Source organism: uncultured Sphingomonas sp., assembly GCF_934560975.1.
Classification (GTDB): Bacteria; Pseudomonadota; Alphaproteobacteria; order Sphingomonadales; family Sphingomonadaceae; genus Sphingomonas_I.
In genome coordinates this window covers 38756-53103 of record NZ_CAKTFO010000020.1, presented here as the reverse complement: position 1 = coordinate 53103, position 14348 = coordinate 38756, and the positions used below count along the sequence as shown (strand labels likewise).

Below are 14348 nucleotides of genomic sequence, written 5' to 3'. Positions count from 1 at the left end.
ACGTTCCTGCCTCGACGGCTATGGCAGGACCGGACTGAGCGTTTGAGTACAGCGTCGTTGCAAGGCCGCAGCATCCTGGTCGTCGAAGACGACTATATGATCGCTCGGGACGTTCAGGAAGAGCTGGAAGGGGCCGGGGCGGCTGTCGTCGGACCGGTGCCGTCCGTAAGTGACGCACTGCATCTGATCGAAAGCAAGGCGATCGATGCGGCAGTGCTGGACGTGAACCTCGGGCAGGAGAGGAGCTTCCCGATCGCCGAGGCTCTGGAAGCCAGAGCGATACCGTTCCTCTTCGCGACCGGCTACAACTCGGCCGATATCCCCGACGAATGGCAGCGTGCGGTCATTGTCATGAAGCCGCTGCGCATCGAGGCCGTCGAACAGCTGTTAGAGGCCGGTGACTCGCGCTAGCGCATCGACGACCTTCGCCGTGTCGATCGGCTTCAGACAGAGTGGCACGTCGAGATACCTGTCGGGGATGCTCTCCCGGTCGTAACCGGTCACGAACACGACCGGAATGCCGCGTTCGATCAGCGCATCCGCCACTTCCCAGACCTTTTCGCCATTGAGATCGATGTCCAGTAAGGCTCCGCCGACCTGCCCTCGCTCCGCCACCGCGAGCGCTTCCGCAAGCGACGGGACGGGACCTTCGATTACAAAGCCTGCTTCCGCGAAGCCGTCGGCCAGGTCGCTGGCGATGAAATAATCGTCCTCAACGATCAGCACGCGCGTGCCTTGCTTCAACATCCCCACCCCCATGATCCGCCCTGTGACTGGTATAGGCGATCTTGGCCGTTGGCCAGCGATGGCCTCCTCTGCTAGCGTTGCCGGCGGCAGCTATGTCCCTGTCCAGCGTCGGCTTTCTCGTTGCACCATCCCAAGCGGGACAGCCCAGCCCTGTCGCAAAAGCAACGACATACGCGACGTCCAGAAGTCAGAACTTACGCGACAGGCTCGTCGCGGCGGAGCTCGCGGGCGCGAACCGGAGCAGCACGAAGCCAAGCACCGCGGACAGGATCGAACCACCTAGGACGCCAATCTTCACCTCCGATGCCAGCAACGGATCGGAGAACGCGAGCCCGCCGATGAAGAAGCTCATGGTGAAGCCGACGCCGCAAAGCATGGCGACGCCGTAGACCTGGAGCCAGGTGGCCCCCTGCGGGCGGCTGCCGAACCCCAGAGCGACGGCCAGGCGAACGCTCGCGAAGACGCCGATCTGCTTGCCCAGGAAGAGGCCGGCCGCGATGGCGATCGGCAACGGCGCAAACACCTCGGCCCAGCCGAGGCCACCCAGCGCTACGCCGGCGTTCGCGAAGCCGAAGATCGGCACGATCCCGAACGCCACCCACGGCTGGATCGCGTGTTCAAGCCGGTGGAGGGGCGACTCCATGCTGTCCGGCGTGCCGGGGCTGCGCGTGATCGGGATCGCAAGTGCGGCGAGCACGCCGGCGATGGTCGCGTGAACCCCTGACAGAAGCACGGCGACCCAAAGCGCGGTTGCGAGCACCAGGTACAGCCACAGACGCTTCTCACCCGCCCTGTTCATCCCGAACATCAGCAGCAGAATGACGCCGGCTGCGGCCAGCGCCATGACGTTGATGTGAGCCGTGTAGGCCAGCGCGATGATCGCGACCGCTCCCATGTCGTCGACGATCGCGACGGTTGTGAGGAACAGCTTCAGGGAGGCCGGAGCGCGGCTTCCCAGCAGGGCAAGCACGCCGATGGCAAACGCGATGTCCGTTGCCGCAGGGATAGCCCAGCCCCGTGCCAGCGTGGATGAGGTGCCGGCGATCCCCAGGTAGACTACGGCGGGAACGAGCATGCCGGCTGCGGCCGCAATGATCGGCAGGCGTCGATCCGCCCAGGTCGACAGGTTGCCGTCGACGAACTCGCGCTTGATCTCCAGACCCACCAGCAGGAAGAAGACCGCCATCAGCGCATCGTTGATCCAGTGGAGAACGGAAAGCGGCCCCACGTAGAGATGGAGCGCATGGAAGTAGGACGGGCCAACCGGGCTGTTGGCGATTGCCATCGCCAACGCAGCAGCGCTCATCAGCAGAATGCCACCTGACGCCTCGCTGCCCAGGAAGGAGCGAAGAACCGAGATAGGTCGGCGGCGAGGGCTAATTGATCGGTCCATTATCGAATAACGGTCCGCGACGGCTTAAGCGCCCAATAAGCGGACGATATGAGCTAAGCAGCTCGATTCCTCTTTGGGGGGCACCGAGCTGCAACCAGAACTCCAGCGACATCGCTGTCGCGAAAGGCATGACATACGCGACGTTCAGAAGTCAGCATATTTGCGACATCCCAGCGGCGGGCTCGACCCACACCCGGTCATTCGCAGCCCCCTTGCCGCTCCCGAGCTTCGGCCATTCGTTCATCTCGGCCGAGTTAACGTTCAGACATGTCAGAGTCGCCTCAGGGCACCGCTTTGTGGCGAGCGATCCGGTAAACTCGAGAGCATCGCCACCGATGCTGCCTCCATGCTCCCGGGCCGGCTTTCCGCATAAGGCTGACGGCGCTCAGCAGGCTTCGGATAGCTTTTCCGTTGGCGACCTCTCCCCACCTCTATACATCGACGAAAACCATGGCCGAAGATAAGACCTTCAAACTCCGGTACGTCGGCCTCCGCTACGCGGGCGCGCGGCTGCCTGTGAACGTCCTGTCCGATCTGCCGGCCTTTCGTGATCTGCTCGTCTCCTTCGCGAAGGACGAGTGGAGAGCGCGTCATCCCGATCGTCAGCGCGTGCCCAAAGGCTTCGATGCGAGTCTCACCCTCGACCTGACCCAGATCGAGGAGGGAAGTGCGCAGCCCAACCTCGTTTGGAGCCAAGACGTGGCGCAGCAGACGCTCCCGGGATTTGAGGACGAACTCGCCGAGATCGTCGAGGCGTCCTATTCAGATATCGTAGATCTCTTCGAGGGGGTCGCCGCCGGAAACGATGCCCCAGACCTCAGTCCTGAGAAGCTGCGAGCACTCGACAAGTTTGGCGCGAGTCTGCGTGCCGACGAACAAATCGAGTTAACCCCAGTGGCTGGCGGCAACGTCGTTTTTCTTGATGTCGAGCGTCGCAAGCGGCTGATAACCTCCGTCCGCGAGACCTACAATGTGCGCCTCACTGGTGTAGGAACGCTCGCATCTAATTCGGTTTACGGTCAGGTGATTATCCGCACAGAGCGCGGTGACATTTCAATCCCAGTAGACCCAGAGGAGATCAAGCAGAACTTTGACGGCAGCCTCGATCAGGCAGTCCAATATGATGTGTTGGTCGAGATGGATCGCGGTGAACATATCCGCAATGTTCTCGATGTATTTGACGTTGCCGTGGTTGACGCAAGCATCGAAGCAGGGATGACTCGGTCCTTCGAGCGCCTGGAAGAGCTTGGACGCCTGAAACAGGGTTGGCTTGATGGACACGGCGCGGCCATCGATGAGACGGCGCTGCGCTCCGCGCACCAATTCATTACCGCACGCGTCGTGCTGGCTGGCGCAATGCGGATCTATCCGAACGAAGGCGCTGGCGTCCTCATCGAGCTCGAAGCTGGCGGGTGGGACATGTCGTTAGAGTTCGCCGCAAACGGCTCAGTCGAACTCTACGGTATAGAGGTCAACGGTGACGATGAGATAGAGCCGGAGAGCTTTGCGGATGTGGGCGAGCAACTCCTAGCGGCGTTCGACGCGAAGGTTCGCCACTGATGGGAGCGAAGCTCACGAACGGCGAGGAAGTGATGTTTCGCCAGATCCATCCGGACTTGGTGCAGGATGGTGAACCCTCCAGCAGCAACTTCCGGCCCAAGGAAGCCGACGAGGATAAGCTCAGCGTGGACCGCGGCGCCTTGACGACCGCTAGTGCCGCGTTCGACCTGTATACCGGCAACGGTCATACGTCAGTCGCGGTGTATGGGATCAGCGTTGCCGATTTCCAGACGCACGGAATCCCCTGTGAAGAGGATCCTCTGCCCGCAAACCAAGGACTTCGAGCCAACCCCGCCCATGCGCTTGCGAGCTTCGTTGGGTTCGGCGGTAGCAAGCAGAAGACGCTGGCGAAGCGGATCAAACAGGCGGCGATCGCGCGAGGAGTTCTACATCCGAACCCCGCTGACGAGGTTGCTGAGACGGCGAACGGCGACGGATAAATACCTACTGTTTGCCCACATCTGGACGCTCAAGAGCAATTCGGTGCATCCTGAATTTGGACGTTCGTTGGGCCGGGCATGGTGGATATTATTCCTGACCGTTGACGTCAGCCGCTCCAGCGATGCCGCCTACTCACGTCGCATCTCTAGCCGGACCGCCTCCCGGCCGCGCTGCCGGTATAGGCGGCGCCCCTCCTCGGCATAGGGGTTCAGTAGCTCCTGGACGCTGATCATGTCTGGGTTGCGGACGTACGGGACGTACAGCATCGTCCAGATGCCGCTCGTTCCGTCGGCCATCGAGATGGCTGCCTCCACCTGCGACCTCTCGAGATCCACATACCCCGGATCTCCCGTGTGCGCCTTGACCTCGAAGAACAGGTCGGGTCCGCGTGACCGGGGCACGTGGAAGTCGAACCCGTCGCGGTCATCCGTCGCGGGCAGGCCCAGGAAGCTGCGGCCCATCGATGATATCCAGTGGCTGTCGGAGAAGTTGCGGATCGTGCGCTTGAGGTGCCGGTAGGCGGCGAACTCGCCTGCGAACCCGAGCAGCACTCGCTGCTCCTCGGACGAATACTCCGGGTCTCGTGCCGGTGGCTTTCGGGAGCCGCCGCCTCCCCCGCCTCCGCCGCCGCCCGGCCCGATCGGGAGTAGTGTCGCGACGCCCGACCTCGTCTGGAATGCCTTTGACGAGAGCGCCTTGTCCAAGGTCTCGGCGACAGACTGGAAGCGACCGGGTGCGCCGCCGTCGACTGCGATAGTCCCGAAGGTGATAGTCCGCTTCTCCTTGAGGTCGTCCTGGCGCGCCTTCTCCTCCTCCTTCCTTCGTGCGTCGAGGTCGGCCTCGTCGAGGCCGAGGTCCTCCAGCGTGGTCGTGGTGTCCATCCCGTCCGGCCAGAGCTTCGCGCGGGCGAGCGCCGCGGGCATTGCGTCCTCGGCGACCTCGCGGAAGTCGAACACGCCGGCGGCCACGACGCGCCGGGCGACCTGCTCGATCGGAAGCGACAGTTCGGCGACCGTCCGTCGTCCCGGCACCTTCTCCGCCCATGCGGCGACCACTCGCCGGATCCGCTCGAGCGACGCTTGCAGGACCGCCCTGTTTCGTTGCCGGAGATCGTCCACGTCCTTGAGAGTCGCAGGCTCGCCGATTCCCGCGAGTTCCCGGATCTGCTCCTCGACGTGCGCGGCGGCCACGTCCTGCGGGATATCCGCGAACATTTCGAACCAGGCGGGATCGAACCGGGCCCAGCCGAGCGCTTTCGCCTCATTGTAGGTCGTCAGGTCCTCGTTCCGGTCGTAGGCGCCCGCGAACAGGTCGCGGACCTGCTGCTCGAGCGCGCCGCGACTAGCCTCAACCCACTTCGCGAACTGCTGACGCAGCCGCTCCTCGAACCTTAACGCCTGCCATGGCGGCCCGAGGTCGGCGAGCGAGCGATTGAACGAGACGAAGTCGATCTCGAGGTCGCGGCGCAGTCCGTCCAGGCTGTCGGCCGAATGGGACGCGGCGACGAGCCGCCGGGCGGTCTGCGCGTCGGCGCCGGCCTTCACCAGTAAGGTCTCGATTTCCCCGTCCTCCATGGACGTGTCCTCCTTGCGTCGCAGCGCCTCGGCCGCGCCGGGGCCCAAGGTCGCGTGCACCGCCGGGACGAGGAGTTCGAAGAGCGTCCGGTTGGACGAGCGCAGAGATCGCTGGACCTCCCGGATCCGGCCAACCGGGTGACCGAGCGCTAGCGCTATGTCGTTGTTGCTGGGCCGCTCAAGCCCGGTGCCGCGTCCGGCCATCCGCCGCTCGAGTTCCAGAAAGGTCACCCTGAAGGGAAGCGACAGGGAGGGCCGGCCAAGCGCGATCGGCAGTGCGCGGGCGATGCGGGCGAGCACCGACCAGTTGAGGCTGGTCCCGTCCTCGACTACGATCGTGGGATAATCCGGGTGAGGAAGCGCGAGGACGCCGTCGAGGGATGCCGGGAGCGGACCGCTCCGCCCGTTGAGTTCGACGGTGACCTCGCGCGCAAACAGGAGCGTCAGCCGGCTGAAGGCGTCGTAGAGAGCCCGGCGCGAGCGGGCCGTGTTGCGGCTCGACAGCGTGTCGTTAAATTCGAGGACGAGCACCGCGATCTCCGCGAGCCATTCTGATCCGGGCTGGACAAGCGCTGGTGCCGCCTCAGTAGGCGAGATCGGCACCCCGTCCGCGCTGATAGCCAGCGTGGCTTCTGGCAGCAGCATGAATGCGCCCTTCCGCGCCCTGCCCAACGCCGCGGCGACGTCGGTGGCGGTTCCCGCCGGGACGGAGAGCAAATGGTGCTCGAGTGCGGAGACCAGTTGCTCGCGGGCGGGGTCCGACCCATCGCCGATGTAGACGATTGGCGGGTCGCCGTCGGCCACCGGCAGCGCCACCAGACGCCCCGCACCCTGAACCGCCAACGTTATTCCGGCGGGGAGCGCGGGTCGCGGCTGCAGCCTGTGCCAGTCCTCCCATGCCTCCCGGTGCGCCTTCCGGAAGGCGTCGTAGTCTGCCTCCGATATGCCTTTGATGAGCGCCTCTCCCAGGTGATCGAGCCGCGCCGGCGCGCTCGCCGGCTCGTTCCACAGCCTGAGGCCGAGCTTGCCGGTAGCGAGTTCGCGCGCGGTCTTGGACGAGTCGAGCCCGTCCCGCGCCCATCTCGAGATCCGCGGCACGAAGCGCGGCAGCTGCTCGCCCCGGGGCGCATACCAGCAGGCGGACGGAGCCCGCCAGGAAACGTCGTCGTCGCTGCCGACCGGCAGCCAGGCGCCGTGCGTCAGGAAGGCCTTTGCCGGGCTGGGCCAGATCACCGAGTCGTAGTTGCCGCCCACGCGGGTCAGCGTGGTCTGGAGGACGCCGGGGGCGAGGCTCGTCAGGAACGCGACAAGCAGCCTCGCATAGGCGAGCTTCGCCTCGTCGGAGAGGGTCGGGTGTTCGGCCTGACCCGGCAAGACGAACAGGGTCTCGCCGGTTGTGTAGTTCCGGCTCTGGTAGCGGATCCCGGCCCAGGGCGCGTCCGTGCGCAGCGCCGCTCGCCAGTTGGGGCCGATCCGCGCCTCGTTCTGCAGAGTGGCCTCGTCGATGTGGCGCAGCTGCACCCACTCCCAGATCGGCCTGCTCACCGCCGAGTGGTAGACGACACCCGGCCCGTCGCGGACGCCCAGCAGCTTCAGGAATTGAACCCAGTCCGCCAGCGAGCCGCGTTCGCGCAGCGGCCATGCTTCCCAGTCGGGCAGCAAACCGTCGCGAAGTTGCTTGACGCTGCGCACCATGTCGGGCGCCAGCGCTAGGAACTCGGCTAGCAGTTCGCCGCGGGTGTCGCGCCAGCCGGCGCTGAAGTAGGCCGAGCGGGCGGGCTTGGTGCCGCCCTCCGCCAACGGCACACTCAGGCCCGCAAGCTTGACGGCCTGCTCCACCTCGGGCGTGCGGTGATCCCTCCAGGCGATGAACGCCCAGCCGAGCGCCGCGACCACGGACGCCTGACGCGGCCGGCTGCCGAGGAGGTGCTTGAGCCGCGCGAGCACGCGCGGTAGGTCGTAGCGGGTCGCGAGCCCCGCCTTAATGTATGCGGCGGCGATGGCCGGCGGCCACGAGAGCCCCGGGTCGGCGAAGACCATCCTCCTCGCGACGCTCTCTGGCGGCAGCGGTGCGGACCCGAGCCGACGGCTGCGACCCGTGGCTCCCTCCGCCGAGGGACTGATGAAGAGTTCGCGCTCGCGCTCGCCTTCCCGGCGATTCGCGGCCTCCAATGAGCCGTCCTCCAGCCGGAAGATCGCCGCCCCTTGCAGGTGCTCGAGGACCTCCGGCATCTGCGCCAAGTCGGCGTAGAACGCCTCCCAGTCGCTTCGCACGAGCTTGCGCCGGTTCGCGAGGTCCGCTGCGAGCGCCGGTGCCCATGCCGCCCAACTCGAGGGATCGGCCTCGAGCGTCAGGTTCGCGGCCGCGGCGAGCGCGGCCACGGCCTCCACCCTGCGCTCGCCGAGCCGGCGGGGCAGCATCGGAAGATCGCAGGTCCGGACCATCCAGGCCCTGTCGATCTGCTGGAAATCGTCGTCCGGCCAGTCGTAGACTTGGTCGAGCCGCGCCCAGCGCTCCTCCAAGTCACGGCGGCGCATCGTCGGAAGGCGGATGCCGCCCGGCTCTAGGTCCAGACGGCCGCACGCCTCCAGCAGTCTGTCGCCGCAGTCCGTCCAGGCGACCGCGTCCACGGCAGCTGCCGCCAGTTCCGCCCTCGTCTCCCCCCCGTCGGCCAGCGCGCCGGCGACCAGCAGGCCGAGTTCCGCCACCTGGTCCAGGAGGAACCTATTCAGCGGATTGGCGAGGTCGAGGTCCCGCCGGTCGGCGTCGGGGTAGAAGGGCGCATCGACGCAGCCGTTAAACGGCGCCTCTCGGTCCATGGGGAGGAAAGCGTAGAACACGCCGCGACGCGCGTCGCCCGTGAGCGGGAGCGCCATCGAGACCTCGGGCGTCCCCTTCCACTCGCCCCATCTTGCCACTGGATGGCGCAGCGCGACCGCTTCGGCGACGCTGGCGCGGAAGCCCGCGTCGTTCACGGACATGCGTGCCAGCAGGAAGCGGTGCCCTTCGGCGGTGACATCCTCGACCAGCACGCCCGGCCGGGAGAAGGCGAGTTCGACGGGCCTGGTCCGCCTGACAAGGGTGCGGATCTGCCGGGAGCCGTCCGGATCGACCCGCTCGATCGTGAGGCTGGACAGGCGGTCGAGGAAAAGCGTGATCGGCGCCTTGGCGTCCATCAGCAGCGCCATCTCGTCCACCGCCGCCTTCGCCGCCGAGGCGTCGCGGAGCGGCAGCCGGATGAGCGTTGCGTAGCCCTCTCCCGCGAACCAGGCGGCTTCGGGCGCCCCGTCGCAGATTGGCACCGGCAATTGCAGCCGGTGCACGCGCCCGACGATCTTGCTCGCGTGCTGCGATTCATTACGGCGGTCGAGCCACTCGCGCTCGTCACTCTCGTCCGCGAAGCGGAAGCAGAAGCCGTCGAAGCGATCCGCTCCGAGGACGCCGGATCCGCTCATGGAGTGGATCTCGACCTCGCCCGAGAGCAACTCCACGCTTCTGAAGCCGAGGCCCTTGTGACCGATAAAGTTGCCGGGCGTCTTGTTGCTCATCGCCGGACTCGACACCGCGTCGACGTTCCCGCTCGTGAACCCGCGGCCGCTGTTCGCGACGTAGAGGGTCCCATCACCCTGCCGCAGGTCCAGCCGCACGAGGATGCGCGCCTCGCCGCCGGCCGCCCCGTCGAAGGCGTTCTGGATCAGCTCCCGCAGGACGCGCTTCGCGTAGAGGTTCGCCGCCTCCTCTGTTAGGCGCCGCATCGCCTCGTCCCGGGGCGAGCCCGCCTTCATGTTGCTGAGGGTGACGCCCATCTCGCGGTCGAAGATGGCCTGCACGTAGTCCGCCGGCCGCTGCGTCGCGGCGGGCCTCTCCCCGCCGTGCCGCTCGTCGGGGAAGGCAGGAGGCTCCAGTTCGAGGCTCACGACGCCGTCGTCCGGTAGCGCTGATGGTTTTTCGCGTCGCGTCCGAGGCACGCGACGCCGGGCTCGACGTCCATCTCACTCCTGAAGGCCATGCCGGCCGACAGCCGCGCTCCCTTGGGCGCGGCCGTCCAGACCTCCTTCGGGATGAGATCGGACAGCTGGAACTCGGCGCCGGCCGCGAGCCCGCCCAGCGCGGCTCTGGCCATCCCGAGCAACTCGTCCCTGGTCACTGGTCCCTCGCTCACGCGCGGAGCTCGACGCTCGCGGCGCCGCACGTCCAGCCGTCCTCCTCGCCCCCCTGGTAGCAGTGCACCGCCTCGTCCAGGATCGTCCTGTGCCTCAGTCCGAAGCGCGCGGCCGTCTCCGCGGCGAGCGCCTTCAGTCGGGCGCCGCGCAGGCGCACCAACTCACCGGTGGGTCGAGAAATGTAGACGCCGAGGACGCCGTATCGGAGATGGTTTCCGTGCTGCCGACCGTAAGTGGCGACCAGCCTGGCCAGCTTCTCGAGGTCGGCGCGCCAACTCCGGTCGTCCTCGGCGCGTTTCAACTCGACCATGGCGTAGATGTTCTCCGCCCTGCTCCAGATCGCGAGGTCCGCCCTCTGCTGGTCACTCATGCCCGAGAAGCGGCGACCGCGCCGCCTGGTGCCTCCGCCGCTCACGCTCGCTACCGGCTCTTCTAGCGTGACCCAGCCGAGGCCATGCTGCCGGAGGGCGACGTGGAGCTCCTCCGCGGCCCGGACCTGCAGGAGGTTCTCGCATCCGCGGTCGGTTGGCCAGTCGCCGCCCCAGAGTTCGCAGTCGCGTGCGGCTCGGATGATCCCGCGCCTGATCGCTGCGGACGCCTCGCTGGCGGCGAGGATGCGCCTGGTCACACTCGGAAGAGGGCAGGCCTCCGGCTTCGGCACTTCTTCGGATAGGGGTGCTGCTGCTTGGAGGAACGTCATGCGCGAAGGCTCCTCCATTGAGCCGGCTCGATCAAGCACGGAAGACGCCCGAAATCGCTCCACCCCACGCGGCCGCAGCGCCGATGCGCCGGCATCGCTCATTGGGCTTCGACGAAGCGTAGCATGCGAGTGCGCCATGGGTGCTCTTCAGGGACAATCATGCGCGAACGGCGAGCGCGTCCAGCAACAGCACAGCAATCTCCGCCGTGGTGAGCAGTCTTCACCGAAGCACCGTTCCTGGCCTGCACGGACATGCCCCGCACGAGGGTTTCGACGTAGCGTGCCCAGGCGGCGCAATCCACGTCAGCGCGCACCTGCCCCTTGGCGACAAGGCTCGTGAGATATCGCCGTGCAAATTGGTGAAGGCTGGTGCATGGTGGTGCAGGGAGGCGCGATCGACATGGCCCGACTTACGCATCAGAAGCGGTTCACCGTATCAGTTGACCAGGCGGACTACGACGCGCTTCAAAACCTTGGTTCAGCGGTGTCCCCACCCGTCAATCTCCAATACCTGATGCGGCTTGCCGTGCGTAACCTTCTCGACCAGCATTCTGCGAGGCAGCTCACCTTCCCGCTAGACCGGCGCCCGTGAGGTTCATCGACCTGTTCGCCGGCCTCGGCGGATTCCACCAGGCACTCGAGCGCCTCGGACACGAGTGCGTTTTCGCCTCCGAGCTTAACTCCAGCCTCGCCGGCCTATACGAGCGGAACTTCGGCATCCTTCCCCACGGGGACATCCGCGAGGCCCACGCGCTCGTTCCCGCGCACGACATCCTCTGCGCGGGCTTCCCGTGCCAGCCCTTCTCGAAGGCCGGGGACCAGCTCGGCTTCGACTGCCCCCAGTGGGGCGACCTCTTCGACTATATGATCAGGATCCTAGAGCGGCACGAGCCCCGCTACCTGATCATCGAGAACGTGCCGAACATCATGCGGCACGACGACGGCAACACTTGGCATAAGGTGCGCCAGCGGCTCCGCAACGTGGGATACGATATCGACTCCGCCCTGATGTCTCCGCACATGTTCGGAGTGCCGCAACTCCGCCAGCGGGCGATTATCGTGGGCGCTCGCGGAAGCCTCGGCGGGTTCGAGTGGCCGGAGCCGACCCACGGCGCTGCCGCCGTCGACATTCGCTCGATACTCGACAAGAACCCACCGGAAGCGAAGGCGCTGCCGCCGGCGTTCGTCACCTATCTCCAGACGTGGCAGCGTCTGCTCGACGCGCTGCCGACGGACGTGGATCTCCCGTCTTTCCCGATCTGGGCGATGGAGTTCGGCGCGACCTACCCGGCACGCACCGGCACCCCCACCGGACACGGCCTCTCCGAGGTCAGATCGTTCCGCGGCTCCTTCGGCCAGCCGCTGCGCGGCATGAGCGACGCACAGGTCCTCGAGGCGCTTCCGCCCTACGCGCGTGACGGCAATCCGCGGTTCCCGGAATGGAAGATCCAATTCATCGAGCAGAACCGCCGGTTCTACCAACGGCACAAGTCCGTTATCGACCCTTGGATCCCGTCGATCCGCGGCTTCGCCCCGAGCTTCCAAAAGCTCGAGTGGAATTGGAAAGACGGCCCGCGGGACCTCCGCCAGTGCATCATCCAGTTCCGCGCCTCCGGGATCCGGGCGAAGCGTCCGACGGCGGCGCCCTCGCTGGTTGCACTGACGACTAGCCAAGTCCCGGTCATCCCTTGGGAGGGGCGCTACATGACAATGCGCGAGTGCGCGCGACTTCAGAGCATGGGCGACCTGACGCATCTCCCGGAGACGCAGACCGCGGCCTTCAAGGCTCTCGGGAACGCGGTAAACGTCGACGTGATCGGCGCGGTCGCAGCCGCGCTGCTGGAGCAGAAGGCGCCAAGGCCGATCAGATTGCGGCTTCCGTTCGCGAGCCAATCCGCCCAGGTCGAGGCGGCTGCCTGAGCGTCCGCACCGAGCCTGCGGCATCAAGGAGAGGGATTGAGCGTTGGAAGACCTAGACTTCGACCAAGTTGCGACGCTCCTGTCGGAGTTGTCGCAATCGAGCGCTCTTCCCAAGCTGGACGGACGTCGGCGAGCACCCGTCCCGTTCGACCCGTCGGAGATCGATTTCGCGTCGAGCGCGTGGCTCTCCCGCGTGCTCGAGGTCGCCACCTGGCTCAATCTCGATGCTACCTTCGAAGAGAAGGATCCGCCGAAGGCCGTCGCCCTCCGCCTCTTCGACGAACTGTCGCCAGGGAAAGCGGAGGCCAGCTTCCAGAGCGAAGCCGGACACGTCGTGCTCACCGAAATGGGGGCACAGATTCTCGAGGAGCGCCTCAGCCGCGCGGTCGGCAACCGGGCCGACTTCCTCCAGATGCTCGATGACGAGTTCTCGGTCGCCGCAGCAACCGAGGCGTGGGTGGATGTCTGGAACGAAGCGCCGGCGACCGAGCCGCTGTCGATCAACGCCACCGTGGACAAGTGGCGCATTTACGATCTCTCCGGCCGCGCCTTGCAGAATCAACTCGATCTCAACCCGACGTACCAGCGCGACTTCGTGTGGTCTAATTCCGACTCCCAGATGCTGATCGAGTCGATCGTTCGTGGCATTCCGCTTCCCTCGATCATCCTCGCGAAGGTCTCGAGCAGCCAGCGCTTCCAGATCGTCGACGGTAAGCAGCGCGTGACGGCCATCCTCCGCTTCATGGGTGCCCATCCCGAGGGTCGTGAGAATGCCAAGGGCATGAAGGATTGGTCGGTCTTCGACACGAACTTCGCGCAGTTCGCCCGTCGCAACAACCTTCGCGCCACGGACATCAAAGAAAAGTGTCTCCCTTTCAAAACGAAGAAGTATGCCGACGAACTCGACCCTCTTAAACCGCTCGGGGGACGCTACTACTGCGACATTAAGGATAAGCCGGTGCGCATCGCCGGCGAGACGATCACCGTCGCCGACCTTTTCGAACGCGCATGCGACTACTTCATTCCGGTGCTGATCTACCGCGACACCCAGGTCCGCGACATCCACAAGGTGTTCCGCCTCTACAATCAGCAGGGGATGAAGCTGAACGCGGAGGAGATCCGCAATGCCGTCTTCAACCACCTGATGATATCAAGGCTGATGCTGTTCGTCGGCGGAGACCGGCCCGAACCCGAGATCGCGCCCGAGATGGTGAAGGCCGGAGTCGATCCCACAACGGCCCACGAGAACATCAAGGCGCTAGGGTTCGGGATCACGCGGTTCAAGCGCACGAAGGTCCTATTGTGGACCGTGGCCACGCTCATCCTCAAGCCGGCGCAGGCCCCGGACAAATCCTACCGAACGCCGTCCACCGCGAGCCACATCGACGAGTTCCTCCGATCGATCGACAGCAACAGGCTGGCCCAGTTCCGATCGAAGAGTACGCTGGAGAACCTCGCAAACGACCTCATCGCCGCCCTTGATCTCCAACAGGCGGCATCCGATGCCTGGCACCCGAAGTTCCGGCGGAAGGGCAAGAGCGAGATGGCGTCGCGATGGGAGGAGTTGCCCGTCGTCGCCAGCCTGCTCGCCTGCCTCGTCCTCGTCATCACCGGCCAGGAGGCAAGGCTCGACGAGGAAATCGACGCGGTACGGGATCTGACCGCCAAGATGGTCGGACCAAGCAGCACGCAGAATAAGACTCAATGGGCGCACATCGCTAATTCCGCGACCAGCATCCTCGAGACGCTGGGCGTCAGCCTTGCGGATGCCGACGAGGCCGTGCGCGAGCGCTACGGCGACAGCGCGATCGGTGCGCTGCTCGAGATTCGCAAAATCACGATCGACTGA

The 14348-nt window shown here is 65.8% G+C and carries 10 protein-coding genes; 5 read left to right on the top strand and 5 right to left on the bottom strand.

Translation table 11 applies throughout. The features are described 5' to 3' along the window. On the top strand, positions 1–411 hold a 411-nt coding region (locus Q0D93_RS12125), incomplete at its 5' end, for a response regulator (RefSeq protein WP_294394666.1). Here the strand turns inward: Q0D93_RS12125 and Q0D93_RS12120 are convergent. Both Q0D93_RS12120 and nhaA read right to left on the bottom strand, forming a co-directional pair. Beyond that, a complete protein-coding gene (locus Q0D93_RS12120) occupies positions 388–726 on the bottom strand; it encodes a response regulator (protein WP_294394663.1) in 339 nt (112 codons plus the stop codon). The two genes, Q0D93_RS12125 and Q0D93_RS12120, sit on opposite strands and share 24 nt — an antisense overlap. Before the next feature lie 208 nt (positions 727–934). Next, entirely contained in the window at positions 935–2140 is a 1206-nt protein-coding gene (nhaA, locus tag Q0D93_RS12115) for a Na+/H+ antiporter NhaA (protein WP_294394659.1), read from the bottom strand. Between the two features lie 450 nt (positions 2141–2590). Between nhaA and Q0D93_RS12110 the strand changes: the two genes are divergently transcribed. Both Q0D93_RS12110 and Q0D93_RS12105 read left to right on the top strand, forming a co-directional pair. Next, positions 2591–3700 (top strand): hypothetical protein, encoded by a 1110-nt coding sequence (locus Q0D93_RS12110; RefSeq protein ID WP_294394656.1) that lies wholly within the window; start codon positions 2591–2593, stop codon positions 3698–3700. Then, a complete protein-coding gene (locus tag Q0D93_RS12105; RefSeq protein ID WP_294394655.1) occupies positions 3700–4140 on the top strand; it encodes a hypothetical protein in 441 nt (146 codons plus the stop codon). Before Q0D93_RS12110 ends, Q0D93_RS12105 begins: the two co-directional genes overlap by 1 nt. A 129-nt stretch (positions 4141–4269) precedes the next feature. On the opposite strand, the gene Q0D93_RS12100 is transcribed toward Q0D93_RS12105, so the two are convergent. The 3 genes from Q0D93_RS12100 to Q0D93_RS12090 are packed head-to-tail and all read right to left on the bottom strand — an operon-like array spanning position 4270 to position 10579. Beyond that, a complete protein-coding gene (locus tag Q0D93_RS12100) occupies positions 4270–9633 on the bottom strand; it encodes an ATP-binding protein (protein WP_294394651.1) in 5364 nt (1787 codons plus the stop codon). Next, complete coding sequence (locus Q0D93_RS12095; RefSeq protein ID WP_294394649.1) at positions 9630–9863, bottom strand: DUF1413 domain-containing protein; 234 nt, start codon at positions 9861–9863, stop codon at positions 9630–9632. The genes Q0D93_RS12100 and Q0D93_RS12095 overlap by 4 nt, the downstream gene beginning before the upstream one ends. An 11-nt stretch (positions 9864–9874) precedes the next feature. Next, a complete protein-coding gene (locus Q0D93_RS12090; RefSeq protein ID WP_294394646.1) occupies positions 9875–10579 on the bottom strand; it encodes a hypothetical protein in 705 nt (234 codons plus the stop codon). Positions 10580–11167: 588 nt separating this feature from the next. Between Q0D93_RS12090 and dcm the strand changes: the two genes are divergently transcribed. Next, a complete protein-coding gene (gene dcm, locus Q0D93_RS12085) occupies positions 11168–12499 on the top strand; it encodes a DNA (cytosine-5-)-methyltransferase (protein WP_294394642.1) in 1332 nt (443 codons plus the stop codon). 43 nt (positions 12500–12542) lie between these two features. Further along, a complete protein-coding gene (locus tag Q0D93_RS12080) occupies positions 12543–14348 on the top strand; it encodes a DUF262 domain-containing protein (protein WP_294394640.1) in 1806 nt (601 codons plus the stop codon).